We start from the raw sequence: 26138 nt of genomic DNA on the forward strand, positions 1-26138 counted from the left end.
CGCATGGCCAAGGACGCCGTTTTCACCCTGAAGCTCGAGGCCCAACTGCGCGACGCCTTCGTCGCCGAGGCCGAGGCCACGCATCGTCCCGCATCACAGATTGTCCGCGACCTGATGCGCGACTTCGTGGAGCGTCAGCGTGAAGCGCGGCTCCATGACGACTTTCTGCGTCGCAAGGTGGAAATCGCCCGCGCCGAGCGGCTGTCTGGCCTGACCGTCTCCGACGAAGAGATCGAAGCCGAGTTCGCCGCGCGCCGCACTGAGCTACTGAGAAAGGCGGACGAGGCCGCCGCGTGAAGGTTCGGTGGACGTCGTCGGCGCGGCTCGACCGTCTCGACATCATGGGCCACATCGCCACTGACAGCCCGCGAGCCGCCGCCCGGATGGATGCGCTGTTCGCCGAAGCTGCTGAAACTTTGGCGACCTTTCCTCAGAAGGGCCGCTTGGGAAAGATTGCCGGCACGAGAGAGCTAGTCCCTCACGAGAGCTATCGGCTTGTCTATGAAATCGCGGACGATGTTGTTTGGGTCCTCGCCCTTGTGCACGCTGCCCGCCAATGGCCGCCGGAACGCGGCTGAGTTCACCCCTCCGCCGCCTGCTCCACGGCCAGCGCCAGATCCAGGGCCCGGGCGGCCTCTTCGCCGGTGACCACCGGACGCGGGCTCTCGCCGCGCACGGCCGCCAGGAAGCCGGCAACGCTCTGCCCCAGCGGGTCCTTGCCGGCCGGGGTCTCGGTGAAGTCCTCGATCAGCGGGAACGGCGTGGTGTTGCGGAAGGTGCGGGCCAGGAAGTCGATCTCGACCTCGCCGGAGGGGTAGACGACCTTCATCGTCCGCTCGCGGGCCTCCGCCACGCGCGAACTGTCGAACACGGCGGTGAAGCCGTTCTCGAACATGGCTTCCACCTTCACCCAGTCCAGCGACTCCGAGCGGGTGATGCCCCCCTCGCCGTCCACGGTCATCGGCTGGGCATCGCACAGGGCCAGGGCCAGGTCGATGTCGTGGATCATCAGGTCCAGCACCACCGAGACGTCCAGATTGCGGTCCGACGGCGTGCCGCGGCGCACGGCTTCCAGGCGCAGCGGCTGCTCGGGAATGTCCAGCAGGCCCATGGCCTGGAACACCACCCGCTCCTGATGGCCGCAGGCCAGGGGCACACCGGCCTTGAGCGCCGCAGCGACCAGGGCGTCGGCGTCCTCGGGCGCCACCGCCAGGGGCTTTTCGCAATAGACCGGCTTGCCCGCCTTCAGGGCCGCCAGCGCCGCCCGGGCGTGGTGGACAGCCGGGGTGGCGACCGTGACCACATCGACCACGGCCAGGAAGGCGTCCATATCGTCATAGGCGATCGCGCCCAGCGGCTCGGCCAGGGCCCGGGCCCGTTCCAGGTCGATGTCGAACACTGCGACCAGTTCGACGCCGGGCAGCTCGACATACTTCTTGGCGTGATAGCCGCCAAAGACGCCGGCGCCGACAACACCAGCCTTAAGGACGGGGGCTTTAAGGACGGGAGCTTTCAGGATCGGTTGGGTCATGGCCGCTGTCTAAACCGCTTCGCCCCCGCCCGGAAGCACTGGAGCCGCGCGACGCGACGCGCTAAACAAGCGTTTAAATTTGAAACGCACCACCAGAAACGCACAGGGAGAACACCCAATGACCGTCTCGCGCGAAATCCGCCTCAAGAGCCGCCCGGTAGGCGTTCCCGCCAAGTCCGACTTCGAACTGGCCTCGGTCGAGCTGGCCGCGCCGGGCCCCGGCGAGGTGCAGATCAAGAACCTGTGGATGTCGGTCGACCCCTATATGCGCGGCCGCATGTATGATCGCGCCAGCTATGTGCCGCCGTTCGAGCTGGGCAAGGCCCTGCAGGGCGGCGCGATCGGCGAGGTGACGATCTCCAACGATCCCGACTTCGCCGTGGGCGACATCGTTAGCTCGATGTTCGGCTGGCGCGAGGCGTTCAACATCTCGCCCGCAGCGATCAAGGCGGCCGGCGGCGCGATGGGCGCCCTGACCAAGGTCGAGACCCATGGCCTGCCGCCCCAGACCTTCCTGGGCGTGCTGGGCATGACCGGCATGACCGCCTATGCGGGCCTGCTGCGCGTGGCCGCCCTGAAGGACGGCGATGTGGTGTTCGTGTCGGCCGCCGCCGGCGCCGTGGGCTCCATCGTCTGCCAGATCGCCAAGCTGAAGGGCCACACCGTGATCGGCTCGGCCGGCGGCCCGGAAAAGACCGCGTTCCTCAAGTCGATCGGCGTCGATCACGTGATCGACTACAAGGCCACGCCCGACGTGGTCGCCGAACTGGCCAAGGTCGCGCCCAAGGGCATCGACGTCTATTTCGAGAATGTCGGCGGCGTGCATCTGGAAGCCGCGATCAATTCGGCCCGCCCGTTTGCCCGCATGGCCCTTTGCGGGATGATCTCGCAATACAACGAGACCGGAAAGCCGACCGGCCCGTCCAACATCATCCAGGCCGTGGGCAAGAGCCTGCGACTGGAGGGCTTCATCGTCTCCAATCACTATGACCTCTATCCGGCCTTCGCCAAGGACATGGCCGAGTGGATCAAGGCCGGCAAGATCACCTGGAAAGAGACCGTCGAAGACGGCGTCGAGCACGCGCCTGACGCCTTCATCAAGCTCTTTGCCGGCGAGAACATGGGCAAGATGCTCGTCAAGCTGAGCTAGCTCGCCTGATGCTCCCCCCTCACGGAGGGAGCTGTCGCGGAGCGACTGAGGGGGCAGCGCCGGCATGGACGGGCTTGGAGCCATCTGGACCAAGCGCCTGCGCTGCCCCCCCTCCGGCCCTTCGGGCCAGCTCCCCCAAAAGGGGAGGATCTACCGCCCCTTCAGTTCCGAAAGCTCCAGCGCCCCGCCGGTCTTGCGAAACTTGAACGCCACCCGTGACCCCGGCGTCAGGGGCGCAGTGGCCAGAACATCGCCATGGCCGGTGAAATCATTGCGCCCGGCGGCCAGGCCGGCCGAGCTCGCGCCGTCGTGATCGATCGTGAGACTCAGGCCGTTCACAGCCGAAATCACGCCCGTCGAGTCGTGCTCCGGCAAGGTTTCCGACGCCTGCGCGCCCGTTTCGGGCGACTTGGCAGGGGTCGCGCTCAGAGGTCCCGGGCCGCAGGCTGCGACCAGAAGCAGTCCGCAAATAGGCAATAAAATCTTTATAATCATAGGCTTGTGCAAATTCCCCATTTTGGCGACCGCCCTTCGCCCACAGCGGATTGCAAGTTTTTTCCCGCACCTGCGAAATAAGCGTGATTTCTGGTAGCGAATTCGTGATCGAAGTTTTACTCTAAAGGTCCCGACGGCTCTCCACGTCGGAAATTGACCGTCATGACCCCGTCACATGCCGCGACGACCGAACCCCTAGCGGACGGTCATCACCGCGCAAAGGACGAACCTCATGCGGCGATGCGACGGAGAGAGCCCGGCCCTCGCCGGACAGACCGAGACCATGACGTCATGAGCGACCGCTCTTCCCTCTTCGACCTTCGCTCGTCCACGAGCGTGTCCCTCGATCAGGTCTTTCAACGTCGCGACACGGTGGAAATTCCCGCCGAGGCGCCGCTGGCCATGCCGGTGCAGCATCTGTCGATCTGGCAAGGCGGCGCGCGCCGCGCCACCGAGGTGGTCGCCAGCATGGCCGCCCGTCGCTGGATGGTGTTCCTGGCTACCGCCTTCATGGGCGTGGCCGGCTGGAAGGCCACCTTCGACACCATCGCCCTGGGCGGCGTCACCCGTCTGGAATTCATCTGCCTGGTCCTGCTGGCCCCGCTGTTCACGGCCCTGTCGCTGTGGTTCTGCACCGCCGTCGCCGGCTTCGTGATCCTGCTGGGCAAGCCCAAGGATCCGCTGGGCATCGACAGCGCCAAGCCGATGCCCAAGCTGCGCGCCCGCACCGCCATCCTGATGCCCGTGCACAACGAGGACGCCGCCGAGGTGTTCGCCCGCCTGCGCGCCATGGACGCCTCGCTGGCCGAGACCGGCAACAGCCGCGCCTTCGACATCTTCATCCTCAGCGACACCCGCGACGCCGCCGTGGCCCTGGCCGAACAGGCCTGCTTCGCCCGCTTCCGTCGCGAAGCCAATTCGGCGGTGTTCTACCGCGTCCGCCAGGAAAACAAGGGCCGCAAGGCCGGCAATATCGCCGACTGGGTGGCCCGCTGGGGCAGCGCCTATGAGCACATGCTGGTCCTCGACGCCGACAGCCTGATGACCGGCGACGCCATGGTCCGCCTGGCCGACGCCATGGAACGCCACCCCGGCGCCGGTCTGATCCAGACCATGCCGATGCTGATCAACGGCCAGACGATCTTCGCCCGCACCCTGCAGTTCGCCACGCGCCTGTATGGCCGCGTCGCCTGGACGGGTCTGGCCTGGTGGTCGGGCAGCGAGAGCTCGTTCTGGGGCCATAACGCCATCGTCCGCACCCGCGCCTTCGCCGAGACCTGCGGCCTGCCCTCGCTGGACGGCCCCAAGCCCTTCGGCGGCGAAGTGATGAGCCACGACGCCCTGGAAAGCGCCCTGCTGCGCCGCGGCGGCTGGAGCGTCCACCTGGCGCCCTATCTGGAAGGCTCCTACGAAGAGAGCCCCTCCAACCTGCTCGATTTCGCCACCCGCGACCGCCGCTGGTGCCGGGGCAATGTCCAGCACATCCCGCTCGTCGCCCTGCCCGGCCTGCACTGGCTCAGCCGCATGCACCTGGTGATCGGCGTGCTCAGCTATGTCCTGTCACCTCTGTGGTTCATGGCCCTGTCGGCCGGCGTGATCTCGCGCCTGCTGATGCCCTCGCTGAAGAAGGCGGCCTTCACCATGGCCGACCTGCAGGCGGCCGCCCACGCCCTGATCGACTGGAGCGAGATCCAGGCCACCGCCTGGGCGATGATCATCACCTTCGTGCTGCTGTTCGGCCCCAAGATCCTAGGCTCGATCCTGGTGTTCTCGCGTCCCGCCGAGATCAAGGGCTTCGGCGGCCGTCGCCGGATCATGGCTGGTCTGAGCGTCGAGATGCTGCTGTCGGCGCTGGTCGCGCCGATGCTGATGTTCACCCAGACCCGCGCCCTGGTCGAGATCCTGGCCGGCAAGGTCGGCGGTTGGGCCACCCAGCGCCGCGACGCCGACAAGGTGACCGGCAACGAGGCGTTCCGCGCCATGGGCTGGATCAGCGTCACTGGCCTGGTCCTGGCCACCCTGTTCTGGTTCACGCCCGACCTGCTGACCAGCACCGCGCCGATCCTGGCCGGTCTGATCCTGGCCGTGCCCCTGACCATGCTGGGCGCCCACAAGGTCGCCGGCCTGCGGGTCAAGGCCAATGGCCTGTTCATGACCCCGGAAGAGCGCCGGCCGCCGGCCATCGTCCGCGCGGCCCTGGGTCCGGTCTGCGAGCCTCCCGCCCGCTGGTTCGCCCGCGAAGGCCGCATCGCCCCGCCGGTCGAAGCCGCCGAACGCAACGCCGCCTGAGACGCCTAATACGCCCAGTGCGCGAACAGCGACTGGCTCTTGAGGACTGGGCGGAGTAGAAGCGCGGCTTCGTTCTTTTCGACGGAGCCTGCCGTGTCGCGTCTGTTCAGCGCCTATGTGATCGTCGACTGGAGCGCGGCCGCCAAGCCGACCACCGGTGCGGACTCCGTCTGGATCGGCGTGCTCAAGCGCGACGTGCGCTTTCGCCTGACCTTCGAGAGCTTCAACCCGGCCACCCGTCAGGAGGCCGAGACCAAGCTGGCGGCCATTCTCGACGACTTCAAGAAGCGCGGCGAGCGGGCCCTGGTGGGCTTTGACTTCCCGCTGGGCTTCCCGAGCGGCTTCGCCAAGGCGCTGAGCCTGCCGGGCGAGCATCCCTGGCGCGCGGTCTGGGATCAGATCGCCAAGATGGTCAAGGACAAGGCCGACAACACCAACAACCGCTTCGGCGTCGGCTCCGAGATCAACCGCCGCCTGACCGGCGGCCCCTTCCCGTTCTGGGGCTGTCCGCCCCGGGACACCCTGACCACGCTGCAGCCCAAGCGCTCGCGCGAGCATGGCGAGGGCGACCTGGCCGAGTTCCGCCATGCCGACAAGGCCGCCAAAGGCGCGCACTCGATCTGGAAGCTCTATTATAACGGCTCGGTCGGCGGTCAGGCGATCGTCGGCATCCCCGCCGCCCGCCGTCTGAAGGACGCGCGCGGCGACGCCGCCCGGGTCTGGCCGTTCGAGACCGGCTTCAAGGCCCTGACCGAGGCTGATCTGGAAGGCGTGCTGGTGGTGATCACCGAGGTCTATCCCTCGCTGCTCAAGGCCGTACCGGCCGCCGGCGAGGTCAAGGACCTGGCCCAGGTGCGGGCCCAGGCCGAACACTTCGCCAAGCTGGACGAAGCCGGCAAGCTGGCGGCGCTGTTCGCCGGCCCCAAGGCGAGCGACGAGGTGCTTGAAGCGGCCGCTACTGAAGAAGGCTGGATTCTGGGGGCCTAGCGTCGAGCACTTGCCCCCTCCGCGCCTGCGGCGCTCCTCCCCCGTAGGGGGAAGATGAGGTCGGCGCTTTTCATCTTCCCCCTACGGGGGAAGACGATCGCGAAGCGATCCGTAGGGGGCAAGTGGTCGCGGAACTACCCGCGCGCATCCCTCACATCCAGCATCCGAAACCGCGCCAGCAGGAACGCCATCGAGACAAAGCTGGTCACGATCACCGACCAGACGATGCCGTTGACGCCCATGCCGAGCGGAATGGCCAGCCACCAGGCCAGCGGCCCCATGATCACGCCGTAGCTGATCAGGTGGGTGATGGTCGGAATCCACACCTCGCCGCGCGCCCGCAGCGCCTGGGCCGCCACCACCTGCACGGCGTCGGGCGCCAGGAACAGGCAGGTCAGGGCCAGGGCCGGGGCGATCAGGGCGATGGCCTCCTGGTCGGCCGTATAGGCCGACGCGACCCATTCGCGCAGCGGGAACAGCAGCAGCGCCGCCACCAGCCCCACCGCCGCCGTGAAGGCAAAGGCCACCCAGCCGGCGCGGGTCATGCCGGCCGGATCACGCGATCCGAAGGCCCGGCCCACCTGCACCGAAGTGGCCGTCGAAATGCCCAGCGGCAGCATGAAGATCACCGCGGCGACATTGATCACCACCGCCCACGCCGCGATGGACAACCCGCCGATCCAGCCGGCAACCAGGCTCATGGCGGCAAAGGCGGCCACCTCGAAGAAGTTGGACGCGCCCGCGCCATAGCCGATCCGGCGCTGCTCGATCGAGGCCGGACGATCGAGCGCCGGCTTGTCGAACACGCCCAGCGCCCGCGCATCCTTCAGGCGCAACACATAGATCGCCAGCATGATCAGCAGGGCCAGCCGCGCCACGAAGGTGGCCCAGGCCCCGCCCACGGCGCCCATGGCCGGCAAGCCCCAGGTCCCTGGCACCAGCAGCAGGTTGATCGCCAGGTTGACGCCATTGGCCACCCACATGGCGATGGTCACCGGCCCGGGCCGCGACAGGCCCTCCAGCCAGAAGCTCAGCACCACGGTCAGGGCGTAGAGCGGCAGGGACAGCGAGAAGACGATCATCGGCGCCGTGGCGCCATCGGCCAGGGCCTTGGGCAGATGCACGGCGTGCAGCAGGGGCGGCCCCAGCAAGGCCAGGGACACGGCCGAGGCCATGCCGATCCAGAAGCCATAGACCAGGCCCCGGCGCAGCACCGCGCCGGTATCGTGCAGCCGGCCCGCCCCGATCGCCCGCGAGGTCATCACCTGGGCCCCGACCAGCAGGCCGACGGTCATGGTCACAAAGATCGAGGACGGCGCCCAGGCCATGGCGTGGAAGCCCAGCTGCTCGGCGGAAAAGCGCCCGACCACGATGGCGTCGGTCAGGCCCATGACCATGATGCCCAGGCGCGACAGCACCACCGGCCCCGACAGGCGCATCAGCTCGATCAGATCGGATATCAGCGCGCCGCGCGGCGCCGGAGCAGCCGCTGGGCGGGGCATGGGCAGGGCCTTTCGAAGGGGCCGGCAAGGTGGCTCAAGGCACCCCCTGGGGCAAGGCCGCTTGTAACCGGCCGGGAACATCCCTTCCGCCAGTGGTTTTCGGGTCGCAGCGCTCAGGCCGGGACGGCGGCGGACAAGGCGACCATCGCCAGGATTTTCGGGCCGATGCGAACGGCGCGCTAACGCTGTTGCTGTATTCCTGTCGCCCGAGCGCAAAACGCGTCTTCGGCCCTCGCGGCCGGGCCCCGGAAGAAGCACCGACCATGTCGCTCAACAGCGTCAACACCAATACCGGCGCCATGATCGCCCTGCAGTCGCTGTCGGCGATCAACCGCGAGATGTCGGGCACGCTGCGCCGCATCTCGACCGGTCTGGCCGTCTCCAGCGCCAAGGATGATCCCGCCGTCTGGGCCATCGCCCAGACCCAGCGCGCCGAGTCGCGCTCGCTGGACTCCGTGCGCGATTCCCTGCTGCGCGGCCGCTCGATCACCGACGTGGCCCTGTCGGCCGGCGAGACCGTCGTCGACCTGATGGGCAAGATGAAGGAAAAGATGTTGGCGGCGGCCGACACCAGCCTGTCGACATCCAGCCGCGTCGCTCTCAACAACGACTACCTGACGCTCAAGCGCCAGATCGACCGCACCGTGGGCAATGCCGAGTTCGGCGGCGTGAACCTGATCGCGTCGGGAACGGTCGGCCAGGTCCGCGCCCTGGCCAATGCTGACGGGAGTGACACGGTCGATATCGATCACGTTGACCTGTCGACCACGGGCGCGGCGCTGTCGGGCATGCCCGCCGACCTGCTGGCCGCACCGATCACCGGCGTCGAGATCAAGGCCATGAGCACGGCGATGGAGACCGTCACCTCCGCCCTCGCCCGCCTGGGCACCGGCTCCTTCGCCCTGGAAAGCCACCAGACCTTCATCGACAAGCTGCAGGACACGCTGGACACCTCGGTCGGCCGCCTGGTCGACGCCGACATGGCCCGGGAGTCGACCAAGCTTCAGGCGCTGCAGATCAAGCAGCAACTGGCCATCAAGTCGCTGGCCATCGCCAATTCCGGAACCTCGTACCTGCTGACCCTGTTCGGCAGGTAGCAGGGCCCAGGGCTCGGAACACAAATTCGCTGTCATCCCGGACAAGCGCGTAGCGCGCAGATCCGGGATCGACGCCTGAGCGCCGCGCTTCGGGTCGGTCCCGGCTCTACAGGCCGCTACGCGACCTTCCGGCCGGGATGACAATCCGGGGGGCGGCCAAACTGGGCCCGATCTTTAGTGTGGCCAAGTCTCGGCCAGCACCTTGACCACGCCATCCTTCAGGCTGACCTCGAGGGCCGGCGTCTTGGGCTGGCCGGCGGCGAACAGTTCGTAGATCACCATGCCGTCGTTCTGGGTGCTCTCGATCACGCGCACGGGCTGGGCCTTGCCGGCGGCGGTCCGCACGGCGGCGGGCGCATCGGCCCAGGCGATGTCGCGCTGGGTCTCGACGATCTCCCAGGCGCCGTTCTTTTCCAGCAGGTCGAACTCGATCTCGGCGCCATTGGGCAGCACGCCCTCGACGTCGAAATAGCGGCGATCCTCGCGCTCCTTCAGTTCGGCCTCGACGACCTTCAGCCCCGGCGCGGCCTTGATCACCACGGCCAGAACGGCGGGCGGCAGGTCAGCCGCCGCGACGGGCGTGATCCTGGTTTCCGACGCGCCGGCCATCGCGGCCGAGCCAGCGAGAGTCAGGATCAGGGCCAGGGTCGAGGGAAGGATGATGCGGGTCGGCATGACAATCTCCAGCGGGTCGCGACCAGCATAACCGAGGGGTCGAGAGTCAGCGATGCTAAGGCTGGATCGCCGATGCTATGACAGCGCCGCTTCAAGGAGTCGCCCATGGCCCGCCATCTCGCCCTGATCTCCCTGCTCGTCGCCGACTATGACGAGGCGTTGGGCTTCTATGTCGGCAAGCTGGGCTTCGACCTGATCGAGGACACCGACATGGGCGCGGGCAAGCGCTGGGTCGTCGTCTCGCCCGGCCCCGGCGGCTCGCGCTTGGTGCTGGCCAAGGCCGCCGACGCGCATCAGGCCGCCCGGATCGGCGACCAGGGCGGCGGCCGGGTCTGGCTGTTCCTGCACACCGACGACTTCGCCGGCGACCACGCCCGGATGAGCGCCGCCGGGATCCGCTTCCTCGAAGCGCCACGTCACGAAGCCTATGGCAGCGTCGCGGTGTTCGAAGACCTGTACGGCAACCGCTGGGATCTGCTGGAGCCCAAGGCCTGACGCCTCGCCGCAAGGTCGCAACGACCTAGACCGGCCCCGCGTCCGCGCCGAACGCCTCGGCCGCGAAGGTGCGAAGCTGGGCGGCAATGTCGGCCGGCCAGGCCTGTATCCGTTCCGCGAACGCCGCGTCGTCCCCCGCGAACAGGGCGCGCATCGCCGCTTCGAAGCCCTCCCGATCGCCGGCCATCACCGTAGCGAAGCGATAGGCCGCCTCGCGGGAGCGACGGATGCGGTCGGGGCCTTCGCTTTCGCGTCGCGCCGCCTCGACCAGCTTGCGCAGCGCCACCGAAGCGCCGCCCGGCTGGCTGGCCAGCCAGTCCCAGTGACGGGGCAGCAGCGTAACCTCGCGCGGCGTGACGCCCAGCCTGGGCCGGCCGCGGCCGCGTGGCGCGGCGGCCTCCCCGACAGGCGCGAGCCGCGCGGTCAGGTCAGCGGGCCCGCCGCTGAGGTCGAAATCCACCTGCCGGCCCTGGTCGTCAAAGATCAGCACCCCGGCATCCGACGGCTCGGCCGCCAGGCGCTGGGCGGCCAGGGCCGCCTCAAGGGACGCCCCCGCCGCGACGCGCTCGGCGCCCCTGAAGACCACATGGCTCATCGGTTCAGCCCCCGGGCGTTCAGGGTCTCGATCCAGGCGGCGCGGCGTTCCTTCAGCAGGGAGGACTTGCCCAGAGGGCCGAGGTTTTCGTCGTCGATGGCTTCCAGGGCCTCGAAGCTGAACGCCGCCTCGCCATGGGTCGCCCACGCAGCCTGGAGCGAGGCCTCCGAATGCCCTCCGTGTCGCAGGGAAAACCAGATCCCGTTCTGACGGGTCGCCAGATCGGGCGTGGCGCCGACCCAGGCTTCGCCGCTGGCCGCGCAGCGCACGGCATAGATCCCGGCCTCGACCTTGCGGTCACGATAGTCGCGCACCAGCGCCTTGCGTCCGTTCATGGGACCCTCCTGCGGTGCGCTTTTTACCCGGATGGAATATAAAGTCAATATTACCCGGGTATATATATTTGAAAGCGTCTAGGCAGATCCCGGAGCGGCGCGGAACACCACATAGCCCCGCTCGACCATCCGCCGCATGGCCTCATACGCCTCGGCCAGTTCGTCATAGGCCGTGCGCATCTGGGCCAGCTTCTGGATCTGCTCGGGCGAGGGTGCGTGGGATGTCTCGGTCATGGCCACCGCAGCGGCCACCCATTGGGCGCGGGCCTGGGCGGCGGCGACGGCCATGTGCTGGAAGTGGCTGGCGTCGACATGGCCAAGCGCCTGACCGATCAGCGCCTTGTTCGAGGCGAAGGCTGTGTAGTCAATCTGCTCAAGGATTCCGCGCAGGCGGCGCTGGATCTGGGGATCGACATCCTCGGGCTCGAAATGATCGACGCCTCGACGACGAGAACTGGATGTGACGGTCGACGACATGGCGTCCTCCCGCCCGGCCAGAAGATGCGAGAAGAGCCGGGTTCAGAAAACAGCCTGCGCCCGACAACTTAAGAGGTTATTGCCAAACGGCCCGCGCCAGGTTGACGCAGGCGCGGTGGAGCGCCAGCCCGCTCCTGGTCAAGAGTGAGGACGCGCTAAGGCCGCAGCGCCTTCCAGCCGAAGTCCAACAGCGGCCGCGCGTCGGCGGCGAAGCCGGTGATGATCCCCGGCAGATCCGTCCCGCCGATCTCGGCGCCGGTCAGGTCGCGGCGCACCAGCCAGCGGGTGCGCTTGAGCGCCGCCTCCAGCGGGCCTCCGGCCTCGCCTTCGAAGCCCTTGGGCATGCGCTTGGTCGGCTCGCCCGGCTCCAGCGGCAGGCCCTTGGACGCCAGCGCCGTCTCGACCGCCGCCCAGCCCTTGGGATCGGCGACGATGGCGCGCCGGAAGGCGTCGATGTGCGGCCGCTCCGACAGATAGAAGCCCGCCGCTGCGAAAGGGCCGTTGCCGGAATAGCCCGCGTCGCTGTCATCGCCTGACGGGAAGGTGCTGGGATCCATCGGATCGATGGTCTGGGGGTCAAAGGCCGGCTTGCTGCCACCCTGCGGTTCGATGTGCACATACAGCATGCCCGGCGACATCTTCTGGCCGTCGCGGGTCAGGGTGGCCGAGACGTGGGTCTTGTAGGGCTTCTTGTCCTTCGAGAACCGCACGTCGCGATGAATGCGGAACACCGTGTTTTTGGGATGCCCCGCCAGCGGCAGGCCCCGGGCCTCGAGCGCTTCGTTCAGGGCCAGGATCAGCGCCACCAGCGTGGGCTTGAGGCCCTCGTCAAAGGGCGCACGGTGGGCGGCGAACCACTCGCGGTCGTTGTTGACCGCCAGCCCGGTGAGGAAGGCGAGATCGGCGGCGGCGAAACCGGGAAACGGAGCGTGAGTCATGGGGCGATCCTAGCGTGGATCGTCATCGCCCGTCCCTGCTGCCAGGGACTGTCAGCAACCCGCGCTGAACGGAACATAGTGGGAACAAATGGACTTGTACGCCGCCGGAACCGGGCCGATGGTCGCCGCCTCGAAACCCCTCAAAGGACACCTCCCATGACCATCCAGGACATCGCCGCCGATCTCGTCGCGCTCTGCAAGGCTGGAGACTTCACCACCCCTGGCGAAAAATACTGGGCTGACGACGTTGTCAGTATCGAGGCCGCCCCGGGCGACATGGCCCGCATCCAGGGCAAGGCCGCCGTGCGCGGCAAGGGCGAATGGTGGGCCGCCAACCACGAGGTCCACAGCGCCGAGGTGACCGGTCCCTATATCAACGGCGACCAGTTCGCGGTCGGCTTCAGGATGGACGTCACGCCCAAAGCCAGCGGCGAGCGCATCACGATGGATGAGGTCGGGCTCTACACGATCAAGGACGGCAAGATCGTCGAGGAGCGGTTCTTCTACTAGCGGACGGGGGCACGGTCAGCGGGCGCTCAACGCTGAGCGACCGCGCTCTTCTTTGAAGGCGCAGTGTCCTTGGTCGCTGGCGTGGGCGCGATGAACTTCCCGGAGCGCTCTTCGCGCGTGCCGTGGGTCGCGACCCACGCGGCGTCGCTCATGGCCTTGGCGATGCTTTCGGGATCTGGCGTCTTGGTCATGACGGGCTCCTCTCCACCAAGATAGCGGCTCCATCGCGACTTTCCCAGACTTCCCACCGATCGACCAATGGCTTGTAGATTTCGAGGTTCGCGCGGCTGCGCTCGAAGCGGCGACGAAGATCGGCTTGCGGGACAGGGTGCCCACCCATGTCGACCCGATGAGCGACGCGCGATATCGACGCCTGCACATTGGGCAGACCGACATAGATCAGCGTGATGCTGTAACCGGCCGCCCGCCACTGCGGCAGGCGCCGCGCATAGAGGCGGCTGGACAGGGTTGTTTCCAGGACGATGTCCGCGCCATTGGCGACATGAGCGTCTAGCTGGGCGAGCATCAGACGTCCGGCGCGCATGTCACGCTCGGCCGCCGACAGCGCCGGTTCGGTCAGCCGCCGAGCGATCTCGTCGGCATTTGCAAAGACGTAGTTGGGCGCGCTGTCATTGATCCAGCGCGTCGCGAAGGTGGTCTTTCCCGCTCCGTTAGGGCCGGCGATGATCAGCATATTCAGCACTGCGCGCTCCTGAAAGCTGCGCGAGCACTATCGCATAGCGATATTTTCTTGAAACCCCTACAACTCCAGGAACGCCTCGAAGCCGCCGAAGATCATGCGCTTGCCGTCGAAGGGCATGGTCTCCATGCCGGATTTCATGCGCTCGTCAGCCATGATCTTGGCGTTGACGGCGTCGCGGTGGGCGCGGTCCGTATAGGTGATCCACGAGAAGACGACGATCTCGTCGTCCGTGGCGTGAACGGCGCGCGGGAACGAGGTCAGCTGGCCATAGGGCACGTCGTCGCCGAGGCATTCGACATAGGACAGGGCGCCATGCTCCATCCAGACCGTGCCGCCCAGGCGGGCCATGTCCTTGTAGGCGTCGAGCTTGTCCTTGGGGATGGCGAGTATGAAGCCATCGACATAGGCCATGGGGATCCTCCTCATCGTTGTTGACGACACTCAGGACGCGCGGGGGGAGATGGTCCGGCAAACGGTCGCGGGAAGTCTCGAGAGGTCGTGACGCTCAGGCCGCAAGTACTGCGGAAACCGGCCGCCGCAAGGACCTGGGCATGTCGGGGCCCTCGCCAAAGCGAACGACGAGGTCAGGTCGGTGATCGGGGGCGCCGAGCCAGGCGGCCAGGCGACCTCGCGCCGCGCTGTCCTCGACCGGCTGGTTCAGGAACGCCAGCTTCCGGCCCCGAGCCGTCGCGGTCAGGGCGAAGCGCGTAAAGGCGCGACCGACGGCGACCCAGCCGGCGGGATCGTTGGAAGGACCGCTGAACACCGCCGCGCCGGCGGTGTGCGCCATCTGAGCAACGATCTTGTCGGCCGAACCCTTGGCCGTGAACAGCGTGTCGAACAGGCGCGAACCCATCCATCGAGGACTGCTCGGATTGCCCGAGGCGCCGGTGAACAACCCGTCGCGCCGCGCCAGGGCCTCGGCGGCGTCGAAGCGGATCCAGGACGCCAGTTCACGTCGGAAGGCCGGACTGTTCAGTTGCGCGCCGTCACCGTCCAGGATCAGGGCCGTCAGCTCGTCCAGGGGCCGGCGATCGGTGATCAGGCTGATGGCGACCTCGGGTCCGGCGCTGGCCGCCAAGGCCCGCAGGGTCTCGCCCGGAAGGGAACGCGGATCATAGTCGCCGCGCGTCGAAGCCCGGCGCGGTATGGCCGCGAACAGCGGCCCCGCGGCGGCCCGTTGCGGCGTCAGGCTGACGGCCACGCCCTGAGAGGGCCCCAGAAAGCGAGCCTCTCCCGCCCAGCCATAGCCGGCGGCGGCCTGCAAAAGCGTCTCGGCGGCGCAGCCCAGGCTGACGAACAGGTGATGATCGTCCGGATCGACCACCGGCGTGCGGCGCGACAGGTCCGGCTGGATGAGCAGGTCGCGCCCCCGCGACGCGAAGCGCCAGGGCTGGGTGTTATGGCCGCTGGCCGCCAGGGTGGCGGCATGGACCAGCGCCTGGACGGGCAGCCCCGCCGCCGCCGAAGTCGGCGGCAGGACCCAGGTAGCAGCCACGGCCTGGGCGTAGGCGTCGCCGCCCTCCCCGCAACTGGCGACGCCAATCAGGGGAAGCGCGGACAGCAGGGCGCGTCGGGTGGTCATCAGAGGGCTCCTTGAGAGGTCCAATGATAACGTCAACGCTTCAGCCCGGCCTTGAGGCGCCTCAAGGCCGGGCCAGCCGCAACTATTCTGTTTTCAGATAGATCTCAGAGCCCTGCTCGCGGAACTTCTCGCTCATCTCGGCCATGCCCAGGGCCGCCGCTTCGTTCGGGGCCTGAGCCGCTGCAAATTCCCGCACCTCATGGCTGATCTTCATCGAGCAGAACTTGGGGCCGCACATCGAGCAGAAGTGCGCGGTCTTGTGCGCCTCCTTGGGCAGGGTCTCGTCGTGGAACTTGCGGGCGGTTTCCGGATCGAGCGCCAGGTTGAACTGGTCTTCCCAGCGGAACTCGAACCGCGCCCGGCTGATGGCGTCGTCCCACATGGCCGCGCCCGGGTGACCCTTGGCCAGGTCGGCGGCGTGGGCGGCCAGCTTGTAAGTGATGACGCCGGTTTTCACGTCGTCACGGTCGGGCAGACCCAGGTGCTCCTTGGGCGTGACATAGCAGAGCATGGCGGTGCCGAACCAGCCGATCATCGCCGCGCCGATCGCCGAGGTGATGTGGTCGTAGCCAGGCGCGATGTCGGTGGTCAACGGGCCCAAGGTGTAGAAGGGGGCCTCGTGGCAATGCTTCAGCTGCTCATCCATGTTGGCCTTGATCTTGTGCATGGCCACGTGGCCCGGCCCTTCGATCATCACCTGAACGCCCTTGCTCCAGGCCACCTTGGTCAGTTCGCCCAGGGTGCGCAGTTCCGAGAACTGGGCCTCGTCATTGGCGTCGGCGGTCGAGCCGGGACGCAGGCCGTCGCCCAGCGAGAACGACACGTCATACTCTCGCATGATGTCGCAGATCTCGTCGAAGCGCTCATAGAGGAAGTTCTCCTTGTGGTGCGCCAGGCACCACTTGGCCATGATCGAACCGCCGCGCGAAACGATACCGGTGACGCGCTTGGCGGTCATCGGGATGAACGGCAGACGCACCCCGGCGTGGATGGTGAAATAGTCCACGCCCTGCTCGGCCTGCTCGATCAGGGTGTCGCGGAAGACTTCCCAGTTCAGGTCCTCGGCCACGCCGTTGACCTTCTCCAGCGCCTGGTAGATCGGCACGGTGCCGATCGGGACGCTGCTGTTGCGGATGATCCAGTCGCGGATGTTGTGGATGTTGCGGCCGGTCGACAGGTCCATGACCGTGTCGGCGCCCCAGCGGGTGGCCCAGACCAGCTTGTCGACCTCGTCGGCGACGGTGGAGAGCACCGCCGAATTGCCGATATTGGCGTTGATCTTGACCAGGAAGTTGCGGCCGATCGCCATCGGCTCCAGCTCGCCGTGGTTGATATTGGCCGGGATAATGGCGCGGCCGCGGGCCACTTCCTGGCGCACGAATTCGGGGGTCACGAAGTCGGGGATGCTGGCGCCGAAGTCGTCGCCGTCGCGCACGCAGGGGCGGTCCTGCTCGCGGCGCAGGTTCTCGCGAATGGCCACATATTCCATCTCGGCGGTGATCTTGCCGGCGTTGGCGTATTCGTACTGGGTGATCAGGTGGCCCGGCTTGCCGCGATAGATGGTGCGGCCGATGGCGGGGAACTGCGGGGCCAGGTGCTTGCCCTGGGCAAAGCCGTTGTCCTCGGGCTTCACGGCGCGGGGCTGCGCCACCACGTCCACATCGCCACGCGCCACGACGAAGGGCTCGCGCGTGCGCTCCAGACCCTTTTCGATGTCGATGGTCACAGTCGTGTCGGTATAGGGGCCGGACGGGTCATAGACCGTCACCGGCGGCTCGTTGGCCGACGGGTGGACGGCCACCTCGCGGAACGGCACGCGGATGTCGGGGAACAGTTCGCCGGCCTGATAGACCTTGCGCGAACCGGGAATGGAGCCGGTCGAGATGGTCTCGGCGACGGACTTGATGGTGGTCTGGACGTTCATTCTTCGGGCGCTCCTCAAGCGATAAGGAGACCCGGACGTGCGTGCTAAGTCGGTTCTAACGGACGGACCGTAAGCCCCGACCGCGTTCCCTCCCTTCGCCGGCATGACCCGGATCAGGTTCGACGGGTCAGGGCGAAAAGCCCAATCTCAGCCGCACAAGCGACCCCCCGGTGAACAGGGGGACACTAGGCGTGTTGACGTTTGGGTCAAGGGCGCGTGAGCGCGGGACAGAACCCGGCCTGGACCATGGCCTCGCGCTGGCCCTTGCTCGGCGGCCGCAACGGAAGGTGGCACAAGGGTTTGGCCTCGACGGCGGCGGCGCTGATGCGCCCCTGCTCGACCAGGGCGCTGACCAGGAAATAGCGCAGCATTTCCTCGACGGAATCGGGCATGTCGCGCGCCAGGATCTCGGTTTCACTCAGCCCTTGGCGCAGTTCGCGCTCGGCGTTCAAGGGATTGCGCGCTTCCAGATAGTTACGGCCGGTGATCAGTCGCACGCGCGGATCGTGCGGATAGCGGGTTACCAGATCGCGGGCCTGCGCCTCGCTTCCCCAGCCCTTGCGCGGCAGCAGATGGTCCGGGGCCAATACGCGTCCGCGAGCGATGTAGGACTCGTGGCGGGTGGTCACCAGCGCGAAGGCGGCGATCGCGGCGATCAGGCCCAGCCATCCGATCCCGGCTGCAACAGCGCCGAGGCGCGGCTGATCCTCCTCTTCCGGCCAGGCCACCAGCAGAATGAAGCCCATCAGCCCACCCGCCGCCGCACCGCCCATGTGAGCGTTGTAGTCGATGGCCGAACCCGAGGCCGCGCCGAACGGGATCAGGGACGGGATCAGCAAACGGAACGCCACCCAGCGCAGCCGCTTGGCATGGTCCCGCGCCGCGAAGTGCAGGCTGGAGGCCAGCACCATGGCCAGCAGACCCATGATCGCGCCGGACGCACCTACGGTGACGACGTCGGGCGAATTCAGCAGCACCGACGCCGCCGCGCCGCCCAAGGCCGAGACCACGAAGGTCGCCGCTAGCCAGGCGCGTCCGATCAGCCTCTCAAGGGTCACGGCCGCAAGGACCATGACCACCGAATTGCCGATGATGTGGGCAAGATCGCCGTGCAGCAGAGGGGCGGTAAAGATCCGCCACCACTCGCCCTTCTCCAGCAAGTCACGGCTTAACCCTCCGGTCGCGACCAGCGTCGAGAAACTGAATGACAGGCCCGGCCCGGACGGCAGACCACCGCTCTGCTCGAAGACGAAGACCATCGCCAGCAGGGTCAGCAGGGCGATGGTAAGATACGGAGCCTTGTCGGGCGCGGCCGGCTCGACGGTGACATCCGCCTCGGCCGCAACGACGGGCGGCTCCCAGCGCGGCCGCACCTTTACAGGCGGGGTCGGCGCGAGGCGCAGCGGCACCGGCGGAGCGGCGCGCCGGCCAAAGACAGGCGATTGGGTCATCAGAAGCCCGACACTCAGAGTTCAATCTGAGGTGTAGGGACACACGCCTTACGGACCGTGAACGCCTCCGACTTTTTAGAGCCGCGACGCCCCAAACGTATCGCACACCGCCGGATCGCCGCGCTCATAGCCGCGCGTGAACCACCGCACGCGCTGGGCGCTGGTGCCGTGGGTGAAGCTGTCGGGCACCACCTGGCCCTGACCACGCGACTGGATGGTGTCGTCCCCGACCGCCGCAGCCGCGCCCAGGCCGTCCTCGATGTCGGCGCTGTTGATGACGATCTGGCCGTTCGAGGTCTCGCCGGCATGGGCGGCCCAAACGCCGGCATAGCAGTCGGCCTGCAGTTCCAGCCGCACCGAGCCGCTTTCGGCCCCGCGCGCGCCCATCCGCCGGGCGGCGTCGGAGGCCCCCAGCAGGGTCTGCACATGGTGGCCGACCTCGTGGCTGATCACATAGGCGCGGGCGAACTCGCCCCTGGCCCCGAACTTGGTCTCGAGCTCATTCCAGAAGGTCAGGTCCAGATAGACCTTGCGATCGGCCGGGCAATAGAACGGCCCCATGGCTGACTGGCCGGTTCCGCAGCCGGTGGGCGTGGCGTTATCGTACAGCACCACCGCCGCCGGCGGCGTATAGCGCGCGCCCTGCCGGGCGAAGATCGGCCCCCAGACGTCGGTGTTCGAGGTCTCGATGGCGTCGACGAACTGGCCGTTCTCATCCTTGACCGGACCTTCAGCGACCTGCTGCTGGGTCTGGTCCTGCAGCTGCTGGGTGGCCTGCAGGGTGGTCTGCGGATCGATGCCGAACACGAAATAGCCGATGGCCGCCAGGACCAACGCCCCGACGCCGCCGCCGGCGATGCCGACCCCGCCCATGCCCCGCCGGTCCTCGATATTGCCCGAGCGGCGCGCGCCTCTCCATTCCATGCCGTATCCTTGTGTTCAGCGGTGTTTTGATCAGCGGTCGCTGGCAGGACGCACGGCCAGGACACGCGCATTGCTGCGCGCCAGCGCATCCTGGGTCAGACGCTCCAGGCGATCCATCTGGCCCTGAAAGGACTCCGGCCCACTGGCGGGCGGCGGCGCGGGCGCGGGCGGCGGAATGATCAGGCCGTTCGAGCCCGGCGGCGCTGTCCGCGCGGCGTCCAGCTCGCGCAGCACCAGGGCGGTTTGCAACTGGTCCTGACGGGCGGTGATCTCGCGCTGGGCGGCCAGCGCATCCTGACGCGCGATCTCGGCGCCCTGCTGGGCGGCGTTCAGGGCGCGCAGCTCAGGCAGAGTGTCCTGGGCCGACGCGCCGCCGGCGGCGGCGAGAGCCGCCAGGCCGGCCCCGGCGATCCATCTGATCCTGCCCATCGGCGCTCCTTGTCTCAAGGCGGGTGTCTCACTCAGATCCGGCCCGGAGCGCCCGCGACGCTCAGGGTCGTTTGACAGTGAAACGCGTCAGTTCCCGTTTCGGGGCCTCCCATTCGGGATCCAGTTCGGCCGCGCGGGAATAGTCCTGATAGGCCGATTTCAGATCGCCCAGGCCTTCATTGGCCAGGGCGCGGTTGAACCAGGCCTTTTCGGGATCCTTGACGCCGAGCGACAGACCCTTGTCGATCTGGCCCAGGGCGTCGCTGTAGCGCTCTTCGCCGACATAGGCGGCCCCGCGATTGACCCAGGCTTCACCCAGGTCGGGATCGATCTTCGACGCGGCGTCGAAGTCGGCGCGCGCGGTCGGAAAATCGCGCTGGCGCATCTGCAGCACGCCCCGGTTCACGAAGGTGCGAGCCCGGTCCCGGAAGCTCAGGGTCTCGGTTTCCAGCGCGACGGTGCAGGTCAGCACCGACCTCTGGTCAGAGCGGCCGTCGATGGCGGCGATCGAACAGTCCTTGGCGGCGCCGCCGCCCAGCACCAGGGTCGAGGCCAGCGCCCCGCCGCTTGCGAAAAAGGTCGCGGTCAACACACCCGCAACCAGAAGGTTTCTTGGCGTCATGTCTTCCTCCCTGAGATCACGGTCCTTGTCACGGCGCCCGGCGGAAATGACCTTTCGGTCCGCCGGGGCGCGCGAGGCCGCGCTTCACGATGGGATCAGCATGCTCCGGCCAAGCCCCATCGTCGATATGGATAATACGCCCCTCTGCCGCCGCGTGCTAACAGAACCGCGAGTCATTTCAGGGACCGCTTCGATGCACCTCGCCCGCTTCCCCCGCGCCCGTTTCGCCCACCTGCCCACGCCGCTGGAGCCCCTGCCCCGCCTGGGCGCCGCGCTCGGCATCGACCTGTGGGTCAAGCGCGACGACTGCACCGGCCTGGCCGGCGGCGGCAACAAGACCCGCAAGCTGGAGTTCCTGCTCGGCGAGGCCCTGGCCCAGGGCGCCGACACCCTGGTGACCCAGGGCGCCGTCCAGTCCAACCATGTGCGCCAGACCATCGCCGCCGGCGCGCGCCTCGGCCTGGCCTGCGAGATCATCCTGGAAGAGCGCACGGGGTCCAAGGCCCACGACTATGTCGGCAATGGCAATGTGCTGCTGGACCGGCTGATGGGCGCCGCGATCCGCTTCGTTCCGGGCGGGACCGACATGGTCGCCGAGCTGGAAGCTTCGGCCCAGGCCGTCCGCCAGCGCGGCGGCAAGCCCTATGTGATCCCCGGCGGCGGCTCCAACACGGTCGGCGCCCTGGGCTATGTCGACTGCGCTCGCGAGCTGATCGTCCAGGCCGACGAACGCGACCTGAAGATCGACCGCCTGGTCACCGCCACCGGCAGCGCCGGCACCCATGCGGGCCTGGTGGCGGGCTTTGCCGCCCTGTCGGTCGACGTGCCGATCCTGGGCTTTGGCGTCCGCGCGCCCAAGGCCAAGCAGGAAGAGAACGTCTTCAACCTGGCCGTCGCTACCGCCGAGACCATCGGCGCGGCGGGGCGGGTGACCCGCGAGATGGTAGTCGCCGACTGCGACTATGTCGGCGAAGGCTATGGCCTGATCGACCAGGGCGTAATCGACGCCCTGACCCTGGCGGCCCGCACCGAGGGCCTGCTGCTGGATCCCGTCTATTCGGGCAAGGCGATGAAGGGTCTGATCGACCAGGCCCGCAAGGGCGCGTTCAAGGGCGAGCGCGTTGTGTTCCTGCACACCGGCGGCGCCCAGGGCCTGTTCGGCTACCATACCCAGATGGAAGCGGCGCTTCTCTAGGAGCCTGACCATGACCAAGACCAAGACCCTCGGCGTTCTGGGCGGCATGGGCCCGGCCGCCACCCTGGACTTCCTGGCCAAGCTGCAGGCCGCCACCCCTGTCCAGCGCGAGCAGGACCATCTGCGGGTGCTGGTGGACATCAATCCCAAGGTCCCGGACCGCAACACCAGCCAGGACGATCCCGGCCCGGTGCTGGCGGCCATGGCGGCGGGCCTGAGAGACGGCGGCGCCCAGGTGCTGGCCATCGCCTGCAACACCGCCCACGCCTTCGCCGATGAGGTCCGCGCCTGCGGCCTGCCGCTGGTCAACATGCTGGAGGTCGCCGGCCAGGCGGCCCGGGCGGCCGGCGCCGCGCGCGTGGGTGTGCTGGGCACCGGGCTGGCGCTGGGCCTCTACCGCGACACGCTTTCGCATCAGGGTCTGGAAGTCATCACCCTGGACGACCACGAGCAGGTCGAGTTCATGGCCCTGCTCTATCGGATCAAGCTGGGCGACCTGGGGCCGGACTCCCGCGAGACCACGGCCGCCCTGGCCCACCGCCTGATCGGCAAGGGCGCCCAGGCCATCATCGCCGGCTGCACCGAAGTTCCGCTGGTGCTGGGCGCGGCGGATCTGGCCGTACCGTTCATCGACGCCACCGAGGCCCTGGCCCGCGCCTGCGTCGCGGCGTGCGCGGAGACGAACGCCTAAGGGTGGCGCAAGCGTTGTCGGGAACGCGGAACGCCAATAGTCTGTCGTAAACGGGTGAGCGTCGCCACAGACGACACCACAGGATGAGTTGGGGCGACTTGGGCCTTGGCCGCAGGGGGCCGGCGCCGGAGCCTGAAGTAGGTAGAGATGACTGGAAAAACTCGCGCCAAGCTGCCCGGTTACGGTGAGGCCGTACCACTCTTCGGCGGCGACCTTGATGACGGCACTGGCTGTAACATCAGCAAGGGCGGCGGTCGGTGGGTCATCCTGCAGTTCTTGATGCGGATGTCCTCTGACCTTGTTCGCGACGCTCACCAGGTCATTCTCGATCGCGCCGAGCTGTTCGACGATGTCAACGCCAGCTATTTCGGTGTCATCGTCAATGCGTCCGACCTTGCCCAAGGCCCCCGCACCAGCCTGCCCGGTCGTCGCTACTTCAACGACGTCGACGAACGGATCACGCGCATTTTCGGCCTCAAGATCGAGGGTGGATACATGCCGATGACCATCCTGCTCGATCCGACCTTGCGCGTGGTGGCGGCAGAGCCGCTGCGGAAGACCGCTGAAATTCTGGATCTCATGGAGCGCTACATCAAGGCGGAGCCACCGACCCGCCTCGACACCACGGCTCCGGTCCTGACCGTGCCTCGCATTTTCGAGCCCGAGTTCTGCAAGACCCTGATCGACTACTACAATCAGAAGGGCGGCGCATCTTCAGGCTTCATGCGGCAGGTCGGCGACAAGACGGTCGTGATGCATGACTCCACCATGAAACGTCGCAAGGACGTGACGATCGAAGAGAGCGATCCTCTGAGAGAAGCCGTGCTGAGCCGGATTCGTCGCCGTCTGCTGCCGGCCATCGAGCGCGCGTTCAGTTGGCGGGGCACACGGATCGAGCGCTATATCATCGCGTGCTACGACGCTGACGAGCAGGGTTTTTTCACGGCGCACCGTGACAACACCACTGCGGCGACCATTCACAGGAAGTTCGCGGTGTCGATCAACCTCAATGCCGACGACTACGACGGCGGGGCCTTGAGGTTTCCAGAGTTCGGCCCGCGCACCTACAAGCCGCCGACCGGCGGCGCCACGGTGTTTGGCTGCGGTTTGCTGCATGAGGCGACGCCCGTGACCCGCGGCCTGCGCTACGCGTTCCTGCCGTTTCTGTATGATGAGGAATCCGCGAAAATCCGCGAAAAGAACGCCCACGCCCTGGTCCTGGAACCTCAGAACGCCGATGCGGCGGAAGAAGAAGCCCTATCCTGACCGCCCGCGCTCAAACGCGCGCGCCGCCGAACTTCTCGTCGCTGGCTTCGATCATGCCGACCAGAGCCGCGGCGCCGCGCGAGGCCTGGGCCATGCGGCGCAGGGCGGCGCGAGCATGGGCGTTGTCGGCGATCTCCGCCTGACGTTCCAGCCGCTCGGCTTCATGCAGATGTTCTGTGCGTGTTGGCATGCGACAAATGTTTACAGAATGTAAATTTTCTCGCCATGCGACCGCTGGACGCACGCCGCTCGTCAGGGCTTCAAAGCGCCATTGAAAACGCCCCCGCGCAAGACGGCGCCCATTCGCACCACCCAACTGTGCTGACCGCTGTTGCGCGGAAAGCCTCTAGCCAAGCCGTGACACCGGTGTCACAACAAGGTCAAGACTTCGCCGCCTTAAGGTGGTGGGATCGGCTTGTCTGGTCCGGGAGGACGCAACGGAACCGCCACGGGCGCTCGGCGACGTCGCCGCGTCCCACGGCCCGACGCCCCACCGAGCCGGTCGAGATAAACGCCAGCCGGAGCGCCGAATGCCTCTCAGCCCCATCTCCCGCCGCCGCCTGATGGCGAGCTCGGCCGCCGCCTTCGCGGCTGCAGGCTGCGTCTCGCCGCTCAAGGCCCTGGCCGGCGAGGGCCCGACCAAGGCCCAGGCCCTTGAGACCATGAAGAAGGCCACCCGCTTCATGGTCGAGAAGGCGGCCTATAATGGCGGCTATGTCTGGAGCTACCTGCCCGACTTCTCGCGCCGCTGGGGCGAGATGGAAGCGTTCCCGACCATGATCTGGGTGCAGCCGCCCGGCACGGCCACCATGGGCCACCTGTTCCTGGACGCCTTCCACGCCACCGGCGACGCCTATTACTACGAGGCCGCCGTCAAGGCCGCCCAGGCCCTGATCGCCATCCAGCATCCGGCCGGCGGCTGGAACTATCTGGGCGACCTGGCCGGCGAGGCCTCGCTGAAAAAGTGGTACGACACCATCGGCAAGAACGGCTGGCGGCTCGAGGAATTCCAGCACTATTACGGCAACGCCACCTTCGATGACGCCGGCACGGCCGAGGCCTCGCAGTTCCTGCTGCGCCTGTATGTCGAGAAGCAGGACAAGGCCTTCAAGCCCGCCCTGGACAAGGCCCTGGCCTTCGTTCTGGACAGCCAGTACCCGATCGGCGGCTGGCCCCAGCGCTTCCCGCTGAAGGACGAGTTCCACCACCACGGCAAGGCCGACTATACCGGCTACATCACCTTCAACGACGATGTGGCCGGGGAAAACCTCAAGTTCCTGATCATGGTCTGGCAGGCCCTGGGCGACGACCGCGTGCTGCCGGTGATCCGCAAGGCCATGGACTGCTTCCTCGCCTGCCAGCAGCCGATGCCGCAACCGGCCTGGGGCCTGCAGCACAGGGTTTCCGACCTGAAGCCGGCCGGGGCCCGCACCTATGAGCCCGAAGCCTTCGCCACCCACACCACCGGCGGCAACATCGCCTCGTGCATGGACTTCTACGAACTGACCGGCGATCCCAAGTTCCTGGCCCGCCTGGGCGAGGCGCTGGACTGGCTGGACAGCGTGAAACTGCCCGCCGAGCAGATCAAGGGCGGCCGCGCCTATCCCACCTTCATCTCGATCGGCGAAGGCAAGCCGCTGTTCATCCACCGCACCGGCAGCAATGTGGTCAATGGCCGCTACTATGCCGACCACAATCCCGAAAACGTCGTCATCCACTATGGCTCGACCCGCGCGGTCAATGTGGAAGGCCTGCGCAAGCGCCTGGCCAAGCTGCAGGCGACGCCGCCGGAAATCGCCAGCCAGGACTCGCCGCTGAAGGGCGGTCGCAAGGCCCTGCCCCGCTATTTCACCACCGGCGACATCTCGGTGTCCGACCTGAATGTCGACACCCTGAAGGCCGACACCGGTCAGACCTCACCCGACAAGGCCGCCGCCCTGATGGCTGCGCTCAACAGCGAAGGCTGGTGGCCGGCCGAGCTGAAGGCGACCAGCAATCCCTATATCGGCGACGGCTCGCCCACCCCCGCGCCCGGCGACTTCAGCCGGACCCGGGTAGGCGACGCCACCGACACCTCGCCGTTCATCACCGAGACGCCCAAGATCGGCATCTCGACCGGCGGCTATATCGAAAACATGACCGCCCTGATCAAATATATCGGCACGGTCTAGGGCTCACAGGCCCTGCGCAGACTGCCCCCGGCCGCCTGCGCAGGGTCTCGCCGATCCCCCTGGGCGCGCCCCTGAGCAGTCAGCGGACTGCCGCAGACCTG

Annotated in this window: 30 protein-coding genes and 1 riboswitch; of the genes, 12 read left to right on the top strand and 18 right to left on the bottom strand. The window is 67.5% G+C overall.

The features are described from left to right. The first annotated feature begins 3 nt into the window (after nucleotides 1-3). Together ACN2C7_RS13715 and ACN2C7_RS13720 are read left to right on the top strand one after the other, a co-directional pair. On the top strand, nucleotides 4-297 hold the full coding sequence (locus ACN2C7_RS13715) for an antitoxin of toxin-antitoxin stability system (protein ID WP_419317525.1): 294 nt from the start codon (nucleotides 4-6) through the stop codon (nucleotides 295-297). Next, entirely contained in the window at nucleotides 294-578 is a 285-nt protein-coding gene (locus tag ACN2C7_RS13720; protein WP_419317526.1) for a type II toxin-antitoxin system RelE/ParE family toxin, read from the top strand. Before ACN2C7_RS13715 ends, ACN2C7_RS13720 begins: the two co-directional genes overlap by 4 nt. Before the next feature lie 2 nt (nucleotides 579-580). Here ACN2C7_RS13720 and ACN2C7_RS13725 read toward each other — a convergent pair whose 3' ends face one another. Further along, nucleotides 581-1531: a Gfo/Idh/MocA family protein gene (locus ACN2C7_RS13725; protein ID WP_419317527.1), complete on the bottom strand. Its 951-nt coding sequence runs from the start codon at nucleotides 1529-1531 to the stop codon at nucleotides 581-583. A 118-nt stretch (nucleotides 1532-1649) separates the two neighbouring features. Here ACN2C7_RS13725 and ACN2C7_RS13730 point away from each other — a divergent pair, with 118 nt between their 5' ends. Continuing rightward, nucleotides 1650-2681 (top strand): NADP-dependent oxidoreductase, encoded by a 1032-nt coding sequence (locus ACN2C7_RS13730; protein WP_419317528.1) that lies wholly within the window; start codon nucleotides 1650-1652, stop codon nucleotides 2679-2681. Between the two features lie 150 nt (nucleotides 2682-2831). Here the strand turns inward: ACN2C7_RS13730 and ACN2C7_RS13735 are convergent, their stop codons facing one another. Further along, nucleotides 2832-3056 carry a copper-binding protein gene (locus tag ACN2C7_RS13735; RefSeq protein WP_419317529.1) on the bottom strand — a complete coding sequence of 75 codons (225 nt, stop codon included), beginning with the start codon at nucleotides 3054-3056 and terminating at the stop codon, nucleotides 2832-2834. A gap of 411 nt (nucleotides 3057-3467) precedes the next feature. Between ACN2C7_RS13735 and mdoH the strand changes: the two genes are divergently transcribed. Together mdoH and ACN2C7_RS13745 are read left to right on the top strand one after the other, a co-directional pair. Next, a complete protein-coding gene (mdoH, locus tag ACN2C7_RS13740) occupies nucleotides 3468-5465 on the top strand; it encodes a glucans biosynthesis glucosyltransferase MdoH (RefSeq protein WP_419317530.1) in 1998 nt (665 codons plus the stop codon). A gap of 93 nt (nucleotides 5466-5558) precedes the next feature. After that, on the top strand, nucleotides 5559-6452 hold the full coding sequence (locus ACN2C7_RS13745; protein ID WP_419317531.1) for a cobalamin biosynthesis protein CbiG: 894 nt from the start codon (nucleotides 5559-5561) through the stop codon (nucleotides 6450-6452). Nucleotides 6453-6586: 134 nt separating this feature from the next. On the opposite strand, the gene ACN2C7_RS13750 is transcribed toward ACN2C7_RS13745, so the two are convergent. Then, entirely contained in the window at nucleotides 6587-7954 is a 1368-nt protein-coding gene (locus tag ACN2C7_RS13750) for an MATE family efflux transporter (RefSeq protein WP_419317532.1), read from the bottom strand. A 263-nt stretch (nucleotides 7955-8217) separates the two neighbouring features. Between ACN2C7_RS13750 and ACN2C7_RS13755 the strand changes: the two genes are divergently transcribed. After that, on the top strand, nucleotides 8218-9051 hold the full coding sequence (locus ACN2C7_RS13755; RefSeq protein WP_419317533.1) for a flagellin: 834 nt from the start codon (nucleotides 8218-8220) through the stop codon (nucleotides 9049-9051). Between the two features lie 174 nt (nucleotides 9052-9225). On the opposite strand, the gene ACN2C7_RS13760 is transcribed toward ACN2C7_RS13755, so the two are convergent. Then, nucleotides 9226-9660, bottom strand: coding sequence for a hypothetical protein (locus ACN2C7_RS13760; protein WP_419321474.1), 435 nt, complete (start codon nucleotides 9658-9660; stop codon nucleotides 9226-9228). A gap of 171 nt (nucleotides 9661-9831) precedes the next feature. Between ACN2C7_RS13760 and ACN2C7_RS13765 the strand changes: the two genes are divergently transcribed. After that, complete coding sequence (locus ACN2C7_RS13765) at nucleotides 9832-10221, top strand: VOC family protein (protein WP_419317534.1); 390 nt, start codon at nucleotides 9832-9834, stop codon at nucleotides 10219-10221. Between the two features lie 25 nt (nucleotides 10222-10246). On the opposite strand, the gene ACN2C7_RS13770 is transcribed toward ACN2C7_RS13765, so the two are convergent. The 4 genes from ACN2C7_RS13770 to ACN2C7_RS13785 form a co-directional block, all read right to left on the bottom strand. Beyond that, complete coding sequence (locus ACN2C7_RS13770; RefSeq protein WP_419317535.1) at nucleotides 10247-10816, bottom strand: DUF2239 family protein; 570 nt, start codon at nucleotides 10814-10816, stop codon at nucleotides 10247-10249. Next, nucleotides 10813-11151 (bottom strand): GIY-YIG nuclease family protein, encoded by a 339-nt coding sequence (locus ACN2C7_RS13775; protein WP_419317536.1) that lies wholly within the window; start codon nucleotides 11149-11151, stop codon nucleotides 10813-10815. The genes ACN2C7_RS13770 and ACN2C7_RS13775 overlap by 4 nt, the downstream gene beginning before the upstream one ends. Before the next feature lie 78 nt (nucleotides 11152-11229). After that, nucleotides 11230-11628: a hypothetical protein gene (locus ACN2C7_RS13780; RefSeq protein WP_419317537.1), complete on the bottom strand. Its 399-nt coding sequence runs from the start codon at nucleotides 11626-11628 to the stop codon at nucleotides 11230-11232. Nucleotides 11629-11783: 155 nt separating this feature from the next. Continuing rightward, nucleotides 11784-12566 carry a DUF2461 domain-containing protein gene (locus tag ACN2C7_RS13785; protein ID WP_419317538.1) on the bottom strand — a complete coding sequence of 261 codons (783 nt, stop codon included), beginning with the start codon at nucleotides 12564-12566 and terminating at the stop codon, nucleotides 11784-11786. Nucleotides 12567-12722: 156 nt separating this feature from the next. Here ACN2C7_RS13785 and ACN2C7_RS13790 point away from each other — a divergent pair, with 156 nt between their 5' ends. Further along, nucleotides 12723-13076, top strand: a complete 354-nt coding sequence (locus tag ACN2C7_RS13790; RefSeq protein WP_419317539.1) for a SnoaL-like domain-containing protein — start codon at nucleotides 12723-12725, stop codon at nucleotides 13074-13076. Between the two features lie 26 nt (nucleotides 13077-13102). On the opposite strand, the gene ACN2C7_RS13795 is transcribed toward ACN2C7_RS13790, so the two are convergent. From ACN2C7_RS13795 to ACN2C7_RS13835, 9 genes are all read right to left on the bottom strand, one after another. Beyond that, nucleotides 13103-13267 carry a hypothetical protein gene (locus ACN2C7_RS13795; protein WP_419317540.1) on the bottom strand — a complete coding sequence of 55 codons (165 nt, stop codon included), beginning with the start codon at nucleotides 13265-13267 and terminating at the stop codon, nucleotides 13103-13105. Then, complete coding sequence (locus ACN2C7_RS13800) at nucleotides 13264-13770, bottom strand: AAA family ATPase (protein WP_419321475.1); 507 nt, start codon at nucleotides 13768-13770, stop codon at nucleotides 13264-13266. The genes ACN2C7_RS13795 and ACN2C7_RS13800 overlap by 4 nt, the downstream gene beginning before the upstream one ends. A gap of 66 nt (nucleotides 13771-13836) precedes the next feature. Beyond that, complete coding sequence (locus tag ACN2C7_RS13805; protein WP_419317541.1) at nucleotides 13837-14190, bottom strand: DUF1428 domain-containing protein; 354 nt, start codon at nucleotides 14188-14190, stop codon at nucleotides 13837-13839. Nucleotides 14191-14284: 94 nt separating this feature from the next. Further along, entirely contained in the window at nucleotides 14285-15364 is a 1080-nt protein-coding gene (locus ACN2C7_RS13810) for an Acg family FMN-binding oxidoreductase (RefSeq protein ID WP_419317542.1), read from the bottom strand. Between the two features lie 82 nt (nucleotides 15365-15446). Further along, nucleotides 15447-17288, bottom strand: a complete 1842-nt coding sequence (gene thiC, locus ACN2C7_RS13815) for a phosphomethylpyrimidine synthase ThiC (protein ID WP_419317543.1) — start codon at nucleotides 17286-17288, stop codon at nucleotides 15447-15449. Nucleotides 17289-17361: 73 nt separating this feature from the next. Next, nucleotides 17362-17468, bottom strand: a riboswitch (TPP riboswitch). 26 nt (nucleotides 17469-17494) lie between these two features. Continuing rightward, nucleotides 17495-18739, bottom strand: coding sequence for a rhomboid family intramembrane serine protease (locus tag ACN2C7_RS13820; RefSeq protein ID WP_419317544.1), 1245 nt, complete (start codon nucleotides 18737-18739; stop codon nucleotides 17495-17497). A 75-nt stretch (nucleotides 18740-18814) separates the two neighbouring features. Then, the gene (locus ACN2C7_RS13825) at nucleotides 18815-19663 is read right to left on the bottom strand and encodes a neutral zinc metallopeptidase (protein ID WP_419317545.1); all 849 of its coding nucleotides are present in this window, start codon (nucleotides 19661-19663) and stop codon (nucleotides 18815-18817) included. A gap of 30 nt (nucleotides 19664-19693) precedes the next feature. Further along, nucleotides 19694-20092 (bottom strand): hypothetical protein, encoded by a 399-nt coding sequence (locus ACN2C7_RS13830; protein WP_419317546.1) that lies wholly within the window; start codon nucleotides 20090-20092, stop codon nucleotides 19694-19696. A 61-nt stretch (nucleotides 20093-20153) separates the two neighbouring features. Beyond that, nucleotides 20154-20714 (bottom strand): tetratricopeptide repeat protein, encoded by a 561-nt coding sequence (locus ACN2C7_RS13835; RefSeq protein ID WP_419317547.1) that lies wholly within the window; start codon nucleotides 20712-20714, stop codon nucleotides 20154-20156. Nucleotides 20715-20907: 193 nt separating this feature from the next. Between ACN2C7_RS13835 and ACN2C7_RS13840 the strand changes: the two genes are divergently transcribed. The 3 genes from ACN2C7_RS13840 to ACN2C7_RS13850 all read left to right on the top strand — a co-directional run bounded on the left by ACN2C7_RS13840 (nucleotide 20908) and on the right by ACN2C7_RS13850 (nucleotide 23866). Beyond that, nucleotides 20908-21909 (top strand): D-cysteine desulfhydrase, encoded by a 1002-nt coding sequence (locus ACN2C7_RS13840; protein WP_419317548.1) that lies wholly within the window; start codon nucleotides 20908-20910, stop codon nucleotides 21907-21909. A 10-nt stretch (nucleotides 21910-21919) separates the two neighbouring features. Next, the gene (locus ACN2C7_RS13845) at nucleotides 21920-22600 is read left to right on the top strand and encodes an aspartate/glutamate racemase family protein (protein WP_419317549.1); all 681 of its coding nucleotides are present in this window, start codon (nucleotides 21920-21922) and stop codon (nucleotides 22598-22600) included. Between the two features lie 147 nt (nucleotides 22601-22747). Continuing rightward, nucleotides 22748-23866, top strand: coding sequence for a 2OG-Fe(II) oxygenase (locus ACN2C7_RS13850; protein ID WP_419317550.1), 1119 nt, complete (start codon nucleotides 22748-22750; stop codon nucleotides 23864-23866). Nucleotides 23867-23876: 10 nt separating this feature from the next. Here the strand turns inward: ACN2C7_RS13850 and ACN2C7_RS13855 are convergent, their stop codons facing one another. After that, on the bottom strand, nucleotides 23877-24056 hold the full coding sequence (locus ACN2C7_RS13855; protein WP_419317551.1) for a hypothetical protein: 180 nt from the start codon (nucleotides 24054-24056) through the stop codon (nucleotides 23877-23879). Between the two features lie 340 nt (nucleotides 24057-24396). On the opposite strand from ACN2C7_RS13855, the gene ACN2C7_RS13860 reads away from it, so the two are divergent. After that, the gene (locus ACN2C7_RS13860; RefSeq protein WP_419317552.1) at nucleotides 24397-26037 is read left to right on the top strand and encodes a pectate lyase; all 1641 of its coding nucleotides are present in this window, start codon (nucleotides 24397-24399) and stop codon (nucleotides 26035-26037) included. The last annotated feature ends 101 nt before the right edge of the window (nucleotides 26038-26138 follow it).

The sequence above is a fragment of the Caulobacter sp. ErkDOM-E genome (assembly GCF_048541895.1).
Taxonomy (GTDB): domain Bacteria; phylum Pseudomonadota; class Alphaproteobacteria; order Caulobacterales; family Caulobacteraceae; genus Caulobacter.